General features: G+C 70.0%; 15 protein-coding genes. 11 read left to right on the forward strand and 4 right to left on the reverse strand.

Annotation, left to right across the window (positions count from 1 at the left end):
* The first annotated feature begins 101 nt into the window (after nt 1-101).
* Genes AC2VOR_RS07035 through purD form a run of 5 tightly spaced genes read left to right on the forward strand, consistent with a single transcriptional unit; the run spans nt 102 to nt 4,018 of the window.
* On the forward strand, nt 102-851 hold the full coding sequence (locus AC2VOR_RS07035; RefSeq protein ID WP_486963461.1) for an SDR family oxidoreductase: 750 nt from the start codon (nt 102-104) through the stop codon (nt 849-851).
* 46 nt (nt 852-897) lie between these two features.
* Complete coding sequence (locus AC2VOR_RS07040) at nt 898-1,761, forward strand: NAD(P)-dependent oxidoreductase (RefSeq protein ID WP_486963462.1); 864 nt, start codon at nt 898-900, stop codon at nt 1,759-1,761.
* Nucleotides 1,761-2,198 (forward strand): carboxymuconolactone decarboxylase family protein, encoded by a 438-nt coding sequence (locus AC2VOR_RS07045; RefSeq protein ID WP_486963463.1) that lies wholly within the window; start codon nt 1,761-1,763, stop codon nt 2,196-2,198. The genes AC2VOR_RS07040 and AC2VOR_RS07045 overlap by 1 nt, the downstream gene beginning before the upstream one ends.
* Before the next feature lie 24 nt (nt 2,199-2,222).
* Complete coding sequence (locus AC2VOR_RS07050) at nt 2,223-2,711, forward strand: glutathione peroxidase (RefSeq protein WP_486963464.1); 489 nt, start codon at nt 2,223-2,225, stop codon at nt 2,709-2,711.
* A gap of 38 nt (nt 2,712-2,749) precedes the next feature.
* Nucleotides 2,750-4,018 carry a phosphoribosylamine--glycine ligase gene (purD, locus tag AC2VOR_RS07055; protein ID WP_486963465.1) on the forward strand — a complete coding sequence of 423 codons (1,269 nt, stop codon included), beginning with the start codon at nt 2,750-2,752 and terminating at the stop codon, nt 4,016-4,018.
* On the opposite strand, the gene AC2VOR_RS07060 is transcribed toward purD, so the two are convergent.
* Together AC2VOR_RS07060 and AC2VOR_RS07065 are read right to left on the reverse strand one after the other, a co-directional pair.
* Nucleotides 4,015-5,598 (reverse strand): gamma-glutamyltransferase family protein, encoded by a 1,584-nt coding sequence (locus tag AC2VOR_RS07060; RefSeq protein ID WP_486963466.1) that lies wholly within the window; start codon nt 5,596-5,598, stop codon nt 4,015-4,017. The genes purD and AC2VOR_RS07060 overlap by 4 nt on opposite strands.
* Before the next feature lie 30 nt (nt 5,599-5,628).
* Nucleotides 5,629-6,540 carry an alpha/beta hydrolase gene (locus tag AC2VOR_RS07065; protein ID WP_486963467.1) on the reverse strand — a complete coding sequence of 304 codons (912 nt, stop codon included), beginning with the start codon at nt 6,538-6,540 and terminating at the stop codon, nt 5,629-5,631.
* A gap of 73 nt (nt 6,541-6,613) precedes the next feature.
* On the opposite strand from AC2VOR_RS07065, the gene AC2VOR_RS07070 reads away from it, so the two are divergent.
* Nucleotides 6,614-7,231, forward strand: coding sequence for a TetR/AcrR family transcriptional regulator (locus AC2VOR_RS07070; protein ID WP_486963468.1), 618 nt, complete (start codon nt 6,614-6,616; stop codon nt 7,229-7,231).
* Nucleotides 7,232-7,345: 114 nt separating this feature from the next.
* A complete protein-coding gene (locus AC2VOR_RS07075) occupies nt 7,346-8,761 on the forward strand; it encodes an APC family permease (RefSeq protein WP_486963469.1) in 1,416 nt (471 codons plus the stop codon).
* On the opposite strand, the gene AC2VOR_RS07080 is transcribed toward AC2VOR_RS07075, so the two are convergent.
* Nucleotides 8,762-9,481, reverse strand: a complete 720-nt coding sequence (locus AC2VOR_RS07080) for a DUF429 domain-containing protein (protein ID WP_486963470.1) — start codon at nt 9,479-9,481, stop codon at nt 8,762-8,764.
* Between the two features lie 24 nt (nt 9,482-9,505).
* On the opposite strand from AC2VOR_RS07080, the gene AC2VOR_RS07085 reads away from it, so the two are divergent.
* From AC2VOR_RS07085 to AC2VOR_RS07100, 4 genes are all read left to right on the forward strand, one after another.
* A complete protein-coding gene (locus AC2VOR_RS07085; protein WP_486963471.1) occupies nt 9,506-10,195 on the forward strand; it encodes a transposase in 690 nt (229 codons plus the stop codon).
* A 494-nt stretch (nt 10,196-10,689) separates the two neighbouring features.
* Nucleotides 10,690-12,108 carry an adenylosuccinate lyase gene (gene purB, locus AC2VOR_RS07090; protein WP_486963472.1) on the forward strand — a complete coding sequence of 473 codons (1,419 nt, stop codon included), beginning with the start codon at nt 10,690-10,692 and terminating at the stop codon, nt 12,106-12,108.
* A complete protein-coding gene (locus AC2VOR_RS07095; RefSeq protein ID WP_486963473.1) occupies nt 12,105-13,358 on the forward strand; it encodes a cytochrome P450 in 1,254 nt (417 codons plus the stop codon). The genes purB and AC2VOR_RS07095 overlap by 4 nt, the downstream gene beginning before the upstream one ends.
* Complete coding sequence (locus tag AC2VOR_RS07100; protein ID WP_486963474.1) at nt 13,355-14,359, forward strand: tellurite resistance/C4-dicarboxylate transporter family protein; 1,005 nt, start codon at nt 13,355-13,357, stop codon at nt 14,357-14,359. Before AC2VOR_RS07095 ends, AC2VOR_RS07100 begins: the two co-directional genes overlap by 4 nt.
* Here the strand turns inward: AC2VOR_RS07100 and AC2VOR_RS07105 are convergent.
* Nucleotides 14,340-14,960 carry a hypothetical protein gene (locus AC2VOR_RS07105; protein WP_486963475.1) on the reverse strand — a complete coding sequence of 207 codons (621 nt, stop codon included), beginning with the start codon at nt 14,958-14,960 and terminating at the stop codon, nt 14,340-14,342. The genes AC2VOR_RS07100 and AC2VOR_RS07105 overlap by 20 nt on opposite strands.

The raw sequence follows: 14,960 nt of genomic DNA on the forward strand, positions 1-14,960 counted from the left end.
AGCAGTCCGGAAACGGTCGCGAGATGGGTCTGGCCGGTTTCGAGGAGTACCTGGAAATCAAGACCATTGCCACGGCAATCAACTAGAGGAGCCTGAAGAGCATGCGGTTCGAGAACAAAGTCGCCATCGTCACCGGGTCCGGGGGCGGGATCGGCCAGGCGTACGCCGAGGCGCTGGCCCGCGAGGGCGCCGCGGTCGTGGTGGCCGACATCAAGGCCGAGGCCGCCGAGGCGGTGGCCAAGCAGATCGTCGCCGACGGCGGCACGGCCCTGGCCGTCCCCGTCGACGTGTCCGACCCCGCCTCGGCCAAAGCCATGGCCGACCGCACGCTGGCCGAGTTCGGCGGCATCGACTACCTGGTGAACAACGCCGCGATCTTCGGCGGCATGAAACTGGACTTCCTGGTCACCGTCGACCCCGAGTACTACAAGAAGTTCATGAGCGTGAACCTCGACGGCGCGCTGTGGTGCACCCGCGCGGTGTACAAGAAGATGGCCAAGCGCGGCGGCGGGGCGATCGTCAACCAGTCGTCCACCGCCGCGTGGCTGTACTCGAACTTCTACGGCCTGGCCAAGGTCGGTATCAACGGCCTGACCCAGCAGCTCTCGCGGGAGCTGGGCGGCCAGAACATCCGGATCAACGCGATCGCGCCCGGACCGATCGACACCGAGGCCAACCGCACCACCACACCCCAGGAGATGGTCGCCGACATCGTCAAGGGTCTGCCGTTGTCGCGCATGGGAACGCCTGCGGACCTGGTCGGGATGTGCCTGTTCCTGCTGTCCGACGAGGCCGCCTGGATCACCGGGCAGATCTTCAACGTCGACGGCGGACAGATCATCCGGTCATAGCCGCCGCCGACGATGCAGAGCGAAGCGATGAGGAGGAGCGGCGCAAGTGGCTGACGATAGCTTGCGACTCGGCTACATCGGCCTGGGCAACATGGGCGCGCCGATGGCCACCAAGATGACCGAATGGCCCGGAGGGGTAACGGTTTACGACATCCGGGCGGAGGCGATGACGCCGCTGGCCGAAAAGGGCGCCGGCCTGGCCGACAGCGTCGCCGACGTCGCCGCCGCCGCCGACATCGTGCACATCACCGTGCTCAACGACGCCCAGGTGCGCGAGGTCGTCGGCGAGCTGGCCGGCCACGCGCAGCCCGGCACGGTCGTCGCGATCCACTCGACGATCAGCGACACCACCGCCGTCGAACTGGCCGCCGCCTACGAACCCCGGGACATTCACGTCGTCGACGCGCCCGTGAGCGGTGGGGCCGCCGCCGCGGCCAGGGGTGAGCTCGCCACCATGGTGGGCGCCCAACGCGAGGTGTACGAGCGGATCAAGCCGGCTTTCAAACACTGGGCGGCGATGGTGATCCACGCCGGCCAGCCGGGTGCCGGGACGCGGATGAAGTTGGCCCGCAACATGTTGACGTTCACCTCCTACGTCGCGGCCTGTGAGGCGATGAAACTCGCCGAGGCGGCGGGACTGGATCTGCAGGCGCTGGGCCGGGTGGTGCGTCACACGGACGCGTTGACGGGTGGGCCCGGGGCGATCATGGTGCGGGACAATATGAAAGACCTCGAACCGGACAACTTCCTGTACCAGCCTTTCCTGCACACCCGCGGGCTGGGCGAGAAGGACCTGAGCCTGGCGCTGGGATTGGGCGAGGCGGTATCGGTCGACCTGCCCCTGGCCCGGATCGCCTACGAGCGGTTGGCCGCCGGACTCGGGGTACCACACGCGGAGGAAGGGTCGTAATGGACGAACTGCGCCGCAAGGGCCTCGAGAAGATGAACCAGGTCTACGGCTGGGAGATGCCCAACATCGAGGGCGACCCGTACTTCGACCTCACCGTCGATCACCTGTTCGGCAGCATCTGGACACGGCCGGGACTGTCGATGCGCGACAAGCGGATCATGACGCTGACGGCGGTGACCGCGATCGGAAGTCGCGACCTGGCCGAGATCCAGATCAACGCCGCGCTGCTCAACGAGGAACTCACCGAGGACGAACTCAAAGAGATGGCCGTGTTTCTCACCCACTACCTCGGCTTCCCGCTGGGCTCGGCGTTCAACGGCGCCGTGAGCACCGTGGTGGCCAAGCGCAAGAAGGCCGCCGCCAAGGGCGGCGGCGAGGACAAGAAGGCCAACGTGGACGCCGCGCTGAAGATGCACTCGGGCGAATCCGGCGGCTAGGACGGCCGGGGTAACGTCACCGCCATGACTGTCACCGACATCGCCCTGACCACCCTCGACGGGCGCGAGACATCGCTGGCCGACTACTCCGACCGCGCGGTGCTGGTGGTCAACGTCGCGTCCAAATGCGGGCTGACCCCGCAGTACAGCGCGCTGGAACGACTCGCGCAGGACTACGCCGAGCGCGGTCTGACGGTGATCGGGGTGCCCTGCAACCAGTTCATGGGCCAGGAGCCCGGCACCGCCGAGGAGATTCAGACCTTCTGCTCCACGAATTACGGTGTGACGTTCCCGCTCTTGGCCAAGACCGAGGTCAACGGGCCGGGCCGGCATCCGCTGTTCGCGGAGCTGACCAAGACGCCCGACGCCGCCGGCGCAGCAGGTGACGTGCAATGGAACTTCGAGAAGTTCCTCATCGCCCCCGGCGGGACGGTGGTGGGACGCTTCCGGCCACGCACGGAGCCCGATGCGCCGGAGGTCGTCGAGGCCATCGAGGCCGTACTGCCGAGGTAGCCGATCGCCTGCCGGCCGGCCCGCTAGAGTGACGTGTCGTGCGCGTCCTGGTGATCGGCTCCGGTGCCCGTGAACATGCGCTCCTGCTGGCGCTGCGGAGAGATCCGGAGGTCACCGGACTGGCGATCGCTCCCGGCAACGCCGGCACGGCCCGGATCGCCGAGCAGCACGACGTCGACGTGACCTCGAGCGAGGACGTCGTCGCCCTGGCGCGCACGGTGCGCGCCGACCTGGTCGTCATCGGCCCCGAGGTTCCGCTGGTACTCGGGGTGGCCGACGCCGTGCGCGGCGCCGGCATCGTGTGCTTCGGGCCCAGCCGGGACGCCGCTCGTATCGAAGGCTCCAAGGCGTTCGCCAAGGACGTCATGGCCGCGGCGGGCGTGCGCACCGCGACGAGCGAGATCGTCGACAACCCAGCGCATCTGGATGCCGCCCTGGAGCGGTTCGGGCCTCCCGCCGGCGATCCGGCCTGGGTGGTGAAAGATGACCGGCTGGCCGCCGGCAAGGGCGTGGTGGTGACACCGGACCGGGACGTCGCGCGCGCCCATGCCGCCGGGCTGCTCGAGGCCGGCCACCCGGTGCTGCTGGAGTCCTTTCTCGACGGTCCCGAGGTGTCGCTGTTCTGCGTGGTCGACGGCACGACCGTGGTGCCCCTGCTGCCGGCGCAGGACTTCAAGCGCGTCGGGGAGAGCGACACCGGACCCAACACCGGCGGCATGGGCGCCTATGCGCCGCTGCCGTGGCTGCCCGACGACGTCTACCGGGAAGTGGTCGGCACCATCGTCGAACCCGTTGCGGCCGAGATGGTTGCACGGGGGAACTCCTTCTCCGGCCTGCTCTACGTCGGACTGTCGATCACCGCGAAGGGGCCCGCGGTGATCGAATTCAACTGCCGCTTCGGGGATCCGGAAACCCAGGCGGTGCTGGCGCTGCTGGAGTCGCCGCTCGGCCAGTTGCTGTACGCGGCGGGCACCGGCGCGCTGGCCGACTTCGGCGAGCTGCGCTGGCGTGACGGCGCCGCGGTCACGGTGGTGCTGGCGGCGGAGAACTATCCCGGGCGACCGCGGGTCGGCGACGTCATCACCGGCTCCGAGGCCGACGGGGTGCTGCACGCTGGGACGGCGCGTCGCGACGACGGTGCGATCGTCTCCTCGGGTGGCCGGGTACTGTCCGTGGTGGGCGTCGGCGCCGACCTCTCCGCCGCCCGGGCCCAGGCATACGGCATCATCGACTCGATCAGGTTGCCGGGCAGCCACTTCCGCAGCGACATCGCGCTGCTGGCGTCGGAAGGCAAGATCCGCGTCTAGAAACCGGCGGCCTGGCCGTCGCGGCGCGGGTCGCTGGCCGCGAGATACCCGTCGCCCAGGCGCCAGATCGCTTGGCAGCTGCCGAACTGGTTGTAGTCCTCCACGGTGACCAGGTCGTGCCCGCGCCGGCGCAGTTCGTCCAGCGTGGCCGGCGGGAAACCCCGTTCGCAGCTGACCTGCATGCCGTCCACCCACCGGAACCGGGGGCCGTCGCAGGCCGCCTGCGGGTTCTGGCCGTGGTCGGCGATCCGCACCATCACCTGCACGTGGCCCTGGGGCTGCATCGTGCCGCCCATCACCCCGAAGCTCATCACCGGCACGCCGTCCCTGGTGACAAAGCCCGGGATGATGGTGTGGTAGGGCCGCTTTCGCGGCCCGACCCGGTTCGGATGCCCTGGTGTCGCAACGAAGTTCGCGCCCCGATTCTGCAGCGAGATTCCGGTGCCCGGTACCACCACGCCCGAGCCGAACCCCATGTAGTTCGACTGGATCATCGACACCATCGCCCCGGCGGCGTCGGCGGCGGTCAGGTACACGGTGCCCCCGCCCGGGGTGCCCGCGAATGCGGGCCTGGCCCGATTCCGGTCGATCAGCGCGGCGCGCCGCCGCAGGTAGTCCCTGTCCAGCAGGTGCTGCGGGCCGACCGGCATGTGCTCGATGTCGGAGACGTAGGCCTGGGCGTCGGCGAAAGCCAGTTTCACCGCTTCGATCTGCAGGTGCACGCTGTCGGCGGAATCCGCCGGCAGCGAGGCCATGTCGAAATGCTCGAGGATGCCCAGCGCGATCAGCGCCACGACGCCCTGGCCGTTGGGCGGGATCTCGTGGACGGTGTACCCGCGGTAGGGGGCGTCGATCGTGCCGACCCAGTCGGCGCGGTGCGCGGCCAGATCGTCGGCGCGCAGGGCGCCGCCGTTGGCCGACGCGTGCGCCTCGAGGCGGGCGGCCAGTTCACCGCGGTAGAACGCCTCGCCGCGGGTGTCGGCGATCTTCTCCAGCGTGGCCGCGTGGTCGGGCAGCCGAAACAGCTCACCGGCGGCGGGTGCCCGCCCGCCCGGCGCGAACGTCTCGGCGAAGCCGGGTTGGTCCGCGAACAGCGGCACCTGCGCCGCCCATTGCTCGGCGACGGTCGGTGAGACCAGAAACCCGTTGCGGGCGTAGGAGATCGCGGGCCCGAAGAGGCGCTCGAACGGGAGCCTGCCGAACCGCGCGTGCAGCTCGGCCCATGCCGACACCGCGCCCGGGACGGTCACCGAGTTCCAGCCGAGCGCGGGAACGGCGTTGCCGCCGAAGTACTCCGGTGTCCAGGCCCCGGGTGAGCGGCCCGACGCGTTGAGCCCGTGCATCCGCTCGCCGTCCCAGACGATCGCGAAGGCGTCCGAGCCGATGCCGTTGGACACCGGCTCCACCACGGTGAGGGTGATCGCGGCGGCAACCGCGGCATCCACCGCGCTGCCGCCCTCGGCGAGCATGCGCAGGCCCGCCTGGGCGGCCAGCGGTTGCGACGTGCACACCACGTTGTGCGCCAGCACGGGCTTGCGCGGCCAGGCGTACGGGAAGCTCCAGTCGAAAGGCGCGGTCACCTTCGCGAGGGTAACGCTCGTGGGGAAGCGTCAGGCCGTCAGCAGCGGCGCGAGCCAGGTCAGCTCGGCGGGCAGTTGCGAGCTCCAGTACGCCGCGTTGTGCCCACCGGGGGAGAAGCCGCCCGCCGGAGGGTTGGGCAGTTGGGCGACGAACTGTTTGGTCGCGGCGTAGAAGGGGTCGCTGTCGCCGCAGTCCACCCGGATCGGGATGGACCCCAGCGCCGGCATGCCGAAAACCGAGTTGGCCGCGAAGTCCGCGGGCGCGTCGAACGCGCCGGGCGCGGCCGCCCCCGGAGAAAGCCACAGGGCGGGGCTCACCGCGCAGATCGCCGCGGTGCGTGCGGGGCCCAGCCGGCCGCCGAGCAGCAAGGCGCCGTAGCCACCCATCGACCAGCCCAGGAACGCCACCCGGGAGGTGTCCAGGCTCTGGGTGCTCAGCATCGGGATCAGCTCGTCGAGCACCATGGCCCCGCTGTCCTCGCCGGACGCCCTCTTGTGCCAGTAGCCGCCCCCGCCGTCGACCGCGACCACCGCAAACGGCGGCAATCCTGCGTCGACGGCCTGGGCCAGCCCCTGCTCGACGCCGCCGGCCATCACGGTGGCCGCGTCGCTGCCCTTGCCGTGCAGCGCGATCACCGGCCGCAGCGGCCTGGTCTGGCCGGGCGGGCGGGCTATCGCCCAGTTGGTGGTGATGCCGCCGCGCGCCGCCGACACGAAGGAGCCCGTGACCATGGTGGGGGCGGGCTGACTCGAGGGGGTGGGTTCGCGGGGGGCGGCCGGCGCCATCGGTGGGCCGGTGCCGGTCCTGGAGACCGGCATGGCCTGGGACGCGCGGGGCTTGAGCAGGATATCGAGCGCATACGCGCCCACCGCGCCGACGGCCGCGCCGGCCCCGAGCCTCAGCACGGCGCGGCGGCTCAAGTCGGGCATGCGGGCCATCATGCCATGTTCGTTCGGTGGGCCGTTTGGCGAAAATGGCAATGCAGTACCACTTTGACTGGCACGATGGCTACTCGTGACCGCAGCAGTTACTCCAAAAGGAGAGCGTCGCCGGTATGCGCTCGTGAGCGCTGCCGCCGAGCTGCTTGCGGAGGGCGGGTTCGAGGCGGTGCGGCACCGGGCGGTCGCCAGGCGCGCCGGCCTGCCGCTGGCGTCGACCACGTACTACTTCTCGTCGCTCGACGATCTGATCGCACGCGCCGTCGAGCACATCGGGATGATCGAGGTGGCGCAGCTGCGCGCCCGGGTCGCCGCGCTGTCCCGGCGCCGCCGGGGACCCGAAACCACCGCCGAGGTGTTGGTAGACCTGCTGGTGGGGGACGTTTCCGGGCCGGGACTCACCGATCAGCTGATTTCGCGGTACGAGCGGCACATCGCATGCACCCGGCTGTCGGCGCTGGCGGAGACCATGCGCCCCAGCCTGCGGCAGCGCGCCGAGGCCGTCGCCGAGGCGCTCGAGCGGTCGGGCCGCTCCGTCCACATCGAACTGGTGTGCACCCTGATCTGTGCCGTCGACGGGTCGGTTGTCTCGGCCCTGGTGGAAGGTCGCGACCCCCGGTCGGCGGCGCTGGACACCGTGGTCGACCTCATCGACGTCCTCGCGCCCATCGACCAGCGACCCGTCCGGATCTGACTCCGTCACAACGAGCACGGCAGCGCCGCGCGCTACATCGCGTAGTACTGAAGTGTGTTTAGACCGCTCTGGCAGCGTGGTAGGAAGTCCAAAGCCGACTTCCGGGGAGGAACCATGGACGGGGCAGACACCGGCGAGTCTCACCTGCATCGGGTCATGGGGCCGGGCGTGCTGCTGTTGTTCATCGTCGGTGACATGCTGGGCACCGGAATCTACGCCCTGATCGGTGACGTGGGAGCCGAGGTCGGCGGCGCGGCATGGGTTCCGTTCCTGTTGGCTTTCGGGATCGCGACGGTGACCGCGTGCAGCTACCTGGAGCTGGTGACCAAATACCCGCGGGCCGCCGGTACCGCGCTGTACGTGCACAAGGCGTTCGGCAACCGCTTCGTCACCTTCATGGTCGCCTTCCTGGTGATGTGCACCGGCATCACGGGGGCGGCGACCGCGTCGAGGTTCTTCGGGTCCAACTTCATCGTCGCGTTCAAGCTCTTCTGGGGTACCAAGGGCGTGGTCGTCGTCGCGCTGCTTTTCATGGTGGCGCTGGCGGTGGTGAACCTGCGCGGCATGCAGGAGAGCGCGAAGCTCAACGTGGTGCTCACCCTCATCGAGATCACCGGGCTGGTGATGGTGATCGTCGTCGGGCTGTGGGCGTCGGTCAGGGGCGGCCACGCCCACTACTCGCGGGTGATCGCGTTCAACGTCGGCGACAAGAACCTGTTCGTCGCCCTGACCGCCGCGACGTCGCTGGCATTCTTCGCCATGGCCGGATTCGAGGATTCGGTCAACATGGCCGAAGAGACCAAGGACCCGGTGAAGACGTTCCCGAAGGTCCTGCTGTCCGGGCTGAGCATCGCGGCGGTCATCTACACGCTGGTGGCGATCGTCTCCGTGGCGGTGGTGCCGGTCAAGGCGCTGCAGGCCAGCGACACGCCGCTCGTCGACGTGGTCCAGGCGGCGGCGCCCGCGTTGCCGACCAAGATCATCCTGCCCTTCATCTCGATGGTCGCGGTGTCCAACACCGCGCTGCTCGGCATGCTGATGGCCAGCCGGCTCATCTACGGGATGGCCCGCGAGGGCGTGCTGCCGTCGTTTCTGGGCGTGGTCAGTCCGACCCGCCGGTCGCCGTGGGTCGCCGTGCTGTTCACCACGGCGATCGCGTTGGGGCTGATCCTCTATGTGACGGCCTTTGCGAACAGGGACGCGATCTCGGTGCTCAGCGGCACCACGTCGTTGCTGCTGCTGGCGGTGTTCACCATGGTCAACGTCGCGGTGCTGGTGCTGCGCCGCGACACCTCGACGGCCGGGCGGCCCCACTTCAGGACGCCGACCCCGCTACCGGTTATCGGCTTCCTGTCGTCGGTGCTGCTGTTGATGCCCTTCTTCGGCCGTCCCGTGCAGCAGTACGTGCTGGCCGCGATCATGATCTCCAGCGGGGTGGTGATCGCGCTGGTCAGCCGCCTGGTCAGCCGGCGCTGGGAGAAGCGGCGCGCGGGCGCCGAACCGTCGCCCGTGTTGTCGGACACCCGCTGACTACGGCAGCGACGGGGTGACGATGCACCCGCTGGCGACGTCGCCGTAGATCGTGACAGCGTCCGGGCGCCGGTGGCTGTACAGCGCCACATAGGCGCACACGACGGCATCGACCGGATCCTCGGCGCGGCGCAGTTCGCTTTTGCGTCGCGCGGCGAGGACCTGCGCGCGCAGCGCGGTCCAGCCGTCGTGGCCGGCCACGCGCATCGGCACCGCGGCGTCCGCGAGGCCCTCCATCAACAGCAGCAACTCGGCTTTGAGGCCCTCGAGGTCACGGCCGGGCTTGGCCTTGTACTTGAGGGTGCGCGTCAGTCGGAACAACACCACCGTCGCCGGGTGCGGGTAGACCTCGATGGCGCGCCGCCCGGCCGGCGACCACGGGTCCATCTCGAGACCGAGCGCCCCGGCCAGCCGCGCGCCGCGGGGGCCGTCGGCGAACTCCGGTTTGGCGGTGTTGGACGGATGGGCGCCGGCTTCGAACCGGCGGAAGTCGCGGTTGAGTGCCGCCTCGGCCGGCCGCGGTCCGGCGGGATTGGTCACCACCAGCGGGGCGTCGAAGGCGACCAGGCAGTCGCCCTGCACGTACGGGTGCAACGCGGCGAGGATCGCGGCGTCGTCGCGGACGGTCCCGACGTGCACCAGGCGGCCCCGCGCGTCGACGACCGCGACACCGGTCGGGTTGCGCCCGGCCCAGGCCAGGTCCACACCCGCGAAGTACACCCGCACAGGGTAGGGCGTGCGGCGGTGGGCCGGCGGTCCTGCGCGGCAGGGCTGGCCAAGTTGACCGAGAAGGGCCTGCTGCGGCCGTCGTTCGTGCCCCCGGCCGAGATCCGGCGGCTGCGCGACTACACCCGGCTGCGCGAGGACCTGACCCGCGAACGCAGCCGGTACTGGCAGCGGCTGGAAAAATTGCTGGAAGATGCGTTGATCAAGGTGTCGGTCGTAGCGTCCCGTCTCGATACGATGTCGACCCGGGACATGAGCGAGGCGCTCATCGCCGGGGAACGCGATGCGCGGCGGCTGGCCGAGCTGGCCCGGATGCTGCTGAACCAGAGCGACGCGCTGAGCGCCCAGATCAACACCCTTAGCCGCCGGATCGAGGACCTGATCACCGAGTTGCCCGAGGCCGCCGCGGTCGACCACGGTGGCGGCGACGACACGACACCGCCGCACCCGACGCAGGTGACGGATCCGATGCCGGGCACCAGCCAGCTCGTACGGCCGGACTCACCGGCGGGACGCTGCCTCGAAGTGAATCCCACCATCGAGGCCGAGTGCGCGCGGCTGAGTGTCCTCGAGCGCCTCGACGAGATCACCGGCGTCGGCAAACGCAACCCCCAAGTGATCATCGCCGAGATCGGGCTGGGCATGACCCGTTTCCCCACCCCCGGCCACCCGGTGGCGTGGGCCAAGCTGTGCCCGCGCACCATCTAGTCCGGGCCCGTCACCCGCGGCGGCAACACCGGCAAGGGCACCCCGTACCTGAAAGGCGCCCTCGGCCAGGCCGCCGCCGCGGCCGCGCGAACTGACACCTTCCTCGGCCAGCGCTACCGCCGGATCGTCAAGCGCCGCGGCAAGCTCAAGGCCCTCGTCGCGGTCGCCCGCTCTATCCTGGTCATCGTCTGGCACCTGCTCGCCGATTCCCGTGCACGCTTCCATGAGCTCCGCCGGAAGTTGTCGCGCGTCTGGTCGCCTTGGGTCATTTACCGGTCAGATGCGCCATATCGGTCGCTGCCAGGAAGGGCGCTCGTTGTGCCCGCCTTTGAGCGACAACGCGGCGGACACCCGATTTTGTCGCTCAAAGGCGGCCAGAAAATGTGTCCGCCGGCGCCGAGGCTCGTGTGGCATACGTGACGGCTGCGCCGAGTCTCGGCTCGCGGGGCAGAGCCGGCCCGCCGCCGCCGCGCCCGACCGTAAGCTGTGTGCTTGTGAGCGTTCCGAACGTGCTGGCCTCCCGCTACGCCAGCGCCGAGATGGTCGCGATCTGGTCGCCGGAGGCCAAGGTCGCCGCTGAGCGCCGGCTCTGGCTGGCCGTGCTGCGGGCCCAGGCGGAATTGGGAGTCTCCGTACCCGCGGAGGCGATCGCCGACTACGAGCGGGTGCTCGACGACGTGGATCTCGCCTCGATCGCGGGGCGGGAACGCGCGCTGCGCCACGACGTCAAAGCCCGCATCGAGGAATTCAATGCGCTGGCCGGCCACGAGCACGTGCACAAGGGGATGACCAGCCGCGACCTGACCGAGAACGTCGAGCAGCTGCAAATTCGGCGGTCGCTGGAACTGGTCTTCTCCCACGGGGTTGCGGTGGTGGCGCGCCTCGCCGAGCACGCGGTGACCTATCGGGACCTGGTGATGGCCGGGCGCAGCCACAACGTCGCCGCGCAGGCCACCACGCTGGGCAAGCGCTTCGCCTCGGCGGCGCAGGAGACTCTGGTCGCGTTGACCCGGCTGCGCGAGCTGATCGACCGGTACCCGCTGCGCGGGATCAAGGGCCCGATGGGCACCGCGCAGGACATGCTCGACCTGCTCGACGGCGATGCGGCTAAGCTCGGCGTGCTCGAGCGCCGGGTGGCCGAGTTTCTCGGCTTCACAACGGTTTTGACGAGCGTCGGGCAGGTCTACCCCCGGTCGCTGGACCACGATGCCATCTCCGCCCTGGTGCAGCTGGGCGCCGGGCCGTCGTCGCTGGCCCACACGATCCGGCTGATGGCCGGGCACGAACTGGTCACCGAGGGCTTCGCTCCGGGGCAGGTCGGCTCGTCGGCGATGCCGCACAAGATGAACACCCGCAGCTGCGAGCGGGTCAACGGGCTGCAGGTCGTGCTGCGCGGCTACGCCTCGATGGCCGCCGAGCTGGCCGGCGCGCAGTGGAACGAGGGCGACGTGTTCTGCTCGGTGGTGCGGCGGGTGGCGTTGCCGGACAGCTTCTTTGCCGTAGACGGGCAGATCGAGACGTTTTTGACCGTGCTCGACGAGTTCGGCGCCTACCCGGCAGTGATCACCCGCGAGCTGGACCGCTACCTGCCGTTCCTGGCCACCACCAGGGTGCTGATCGCGGCGGTGCGCGCCGGGATGGGGCGCGAGGCCGCCCACCATGTGATCCGCGAACACGCCGTGGCCACCGCGCTGGACATGCGCGAACGCGGCGCCGAGCCCGACCTGCTGGAGCGGCTGGCCGCCGATCCGCGGCTGCCGCTGGACCGCGCGGCGCTGGACGCCGCGCTGGCCGACAAGAAGGCCTTCACCGGGGCCGCCGGCGATCAGGTCGACGAGGTCGTGGCCGCGGTGGACGCGCTGGTGGCCCGCCATCCCGACGCGGCCAAATACCGACCCGGGGCGATCCTGTGAGTCCGGCGCTCGCGGAAATCGACTTCACCGATCTGGACAACTTCGCCCACGGCTTTCCGCACGAGCTGTTCGCCGTGCACCGCCGCGAGGCGCCGGTCTACTGGCACGAGCCGACCGACAACACCCCCGACGGCGAGGGCTTCTGGTCCGTCGCCACGTACGCGGAAACGCTTGCGGTGCTGAAGGACCCGGTGACGTATTCGTCGGTGACCGGCGGGGAGCGGCCGTTCGGCGGCACGCTGCTGCAGGACCTGGCCATCGCGGGTCAGGTGCTCAACATGATGGACGACCCCCGGCACTCGCAGATCCGGCGCCTGGTCAGTTCCGGGTTGACGCCGCGGATGATCCGGCGCGTCGAGGACGACCTGCGCGCCCGGGCCCGCGTTCTGCTGGATGCGGTGGTGGCCGGTGAGCCGTTCGACTTCCTGGTCGACATCGCCGCCGAACTGCCGATGCAGATGATCTGCATCCTGCTGGGTGTGCCCGAGTCCGAGCGGCATTGGCTGTTCGAGGCCATCGAGCCGCAATTCGACTTCGGCGGCTCGCGCAAGGCCAAATTATCGCAGCTGTCGGCCGAGGAGGCCGGATCGCGGATGTACGCCTACGGCCAGGAGTTGATCGCCGCCAAACGCGCCGAGCCGACCGACGACATGCTGTCCGTCGTCGCCAACGCCATGCTGGAGGACGCCGACGACACCGATGGGGCGCCGGCCCTGTCGGATCTCGAGCTCTACCTGTTCTTCAGCCTGCTGTTCAGCGCCGGTGCCGAGACGACGCGCAATGCGGTCGCCGGCGGGCTGCTGGCGCTGGCCGAGCACCCCGACCAATTGCGTTTGCTGCGTGAGGATTTCGGGATGCTGCCCACGGCCGTCGAGGAAATGGTGCGGTGGACCTCGCCGTCCCCGTCGAAGCGGCGGACCGCGACCCGCGACATCACGCTGGGCGGCCAGCCGGTTCGGGCGGGGCAGAAGGTCCAGATCTGGGAAGGCTCGGCCAATCGCGACGCCGGTGTCTTCGACCGCGCCGACGAGTTCGACATCGCCCGAAAGCCCAATCCGCACCTGGGCTTCGGGCAGGGAGTGCACTACTGCCTGGGCGCCAACCTGGCCCGGCTCGAGCTGCGGGTCCTGTTCGAGGAGCTGTTCACGCGTTTCGGTGCCGTCCACGTCGTGCGGCCCGCCGAATGGACGCGCAGCAACCGGCACACCGGTATCCGGCACCTCGTCGTGGAGCTGCACCGGACGCCATGACGAACCGGCTCGCCGCCGTCGAGCCGTCACCAGACGTGTTCGCCGCGGTGATGGCGACCGGTGTGTTGTCCATCGCCGCCGAAAACCACCACTATCCCGGAATCAGCGAGACGACGGGCGTTCTGGCGTCGCTGGGTCTGCTGGTGCTCGTCGCCCTGGTGCTCTTCAGGCGCCGGGTCGTGCGCTGGGATCTGCACGATCCCGATGTCACGTTGCGGCTGTTCACTTTTGTCGCCGCGTGTGCGGTGCTGGACAGCCGGCTGGACGCTCATCCCGTCCTGGTGCGGGCGCTTGGTCTGGTCGCGCTGCCGGCCTGGCTGGTGCTCATCGTGCTCAGCATCCGCAACATGTCCGCGCTTTCGTGGCGGGAGCTGCGCGACCGCGCGCACGGCGCCTGGGAGCTGGCCAGCGTGGGGACCTCGGGCCTGGCGATCGCGGCCACCAGGATGGCCCGGCACCCCGTCGACCAGCGGTGGCTGGCCGTGGCCGTCCCGGTCTGGGTTGCGGCGCTGTGCCTCTACGCCCTGGTGACCTGGCTGGCGTTGTGGCGCACCGTCGCCGATCGCAGGGACCGGGACGGATTCGAGCCCGACGCCTGGATCCTGATGGGCGGCCTGGCCATTGCGACGCTGGCCGGCGACAACATCCACGCGTTGGCGCCCGCCTGGCTGGCCGGGCCGGTGCGCGTCGTCACCGTCGTGACCTGGGTGGCGGCGAGCCTGTGGATACCGCCGCTGGTCTATTTCACCCTGCACTGGATCAACCGGAGCCCCGGCACGCTGAACTTCGCCGGCATATGGTGGGCGTTCGTGTTTCCGCTGGGGATGTATTCGGTGGCGAGTTGCACCATGGCGGTCGAGACCGGACGACCGTCACTGGTCACCGTCTCGCTGGTGTTCTTCTGGGACGCGTTCGCGGCGTGGTCGGCCATGGCTGTTGGCGGGCTGCTGTTGTCGGTTCGCGCCCTGAGCCGGCGGCCCCCTAGCGGTTCGGGATCGTGATGCCGGCCGACCGCAGCTCCAGGGCGGCCAGCGCCCGGATCGTGTAGGGATCCGCGTAACGCCACCCACCGACCGGGTCCGCGCTGACGGCGGCCAGCTTGCGCGGTGAGCGGTTCGTCAACGCCCGCAGGGCCAGCAACTGTTCGCCGGCCGGGGTGGCGGCCAGGGTGGTGGCCGCCAGCTTGCGGCGGAAGAACCGCAGGCGCAGGAACAGCCACGGCAGGACGGCGATCAGGATGGGCAGGGCGATGACGGCCATGGCGAGCAGCCCCGCCAGCCAGCTGCCGGTGGTGTCCAGGGTGCTTCCGGCGCCGGCGATCTCGAGTGCGGCCTGGCTGGCAGAGGTGAGCGGCGTGCTGACCGCGTCGCCCAGCAGCGGGATGTGCCCGGCACCCTGACCGGCCGACGCCAGGCTGCCGGCGACGCCGTGCGCACCGGCCTCCACCTGGCGACCGGCCTCGGCGATCGTCGAGACGGCGTCGTAGACGGCCAGGCCGACGAGCAGCCAGATCCCCGTCCAGAAGAAGACGGCGAAGTCGCTGAACAGCTGGGCAGCCAGCCGGCCGGGGGTGGTGGCGTAGGGCAGAAAACGCGAGCGCAT

It is taken from the genome of Mycobacterium sp. TH-M103 (assembly GCF_057473785.1).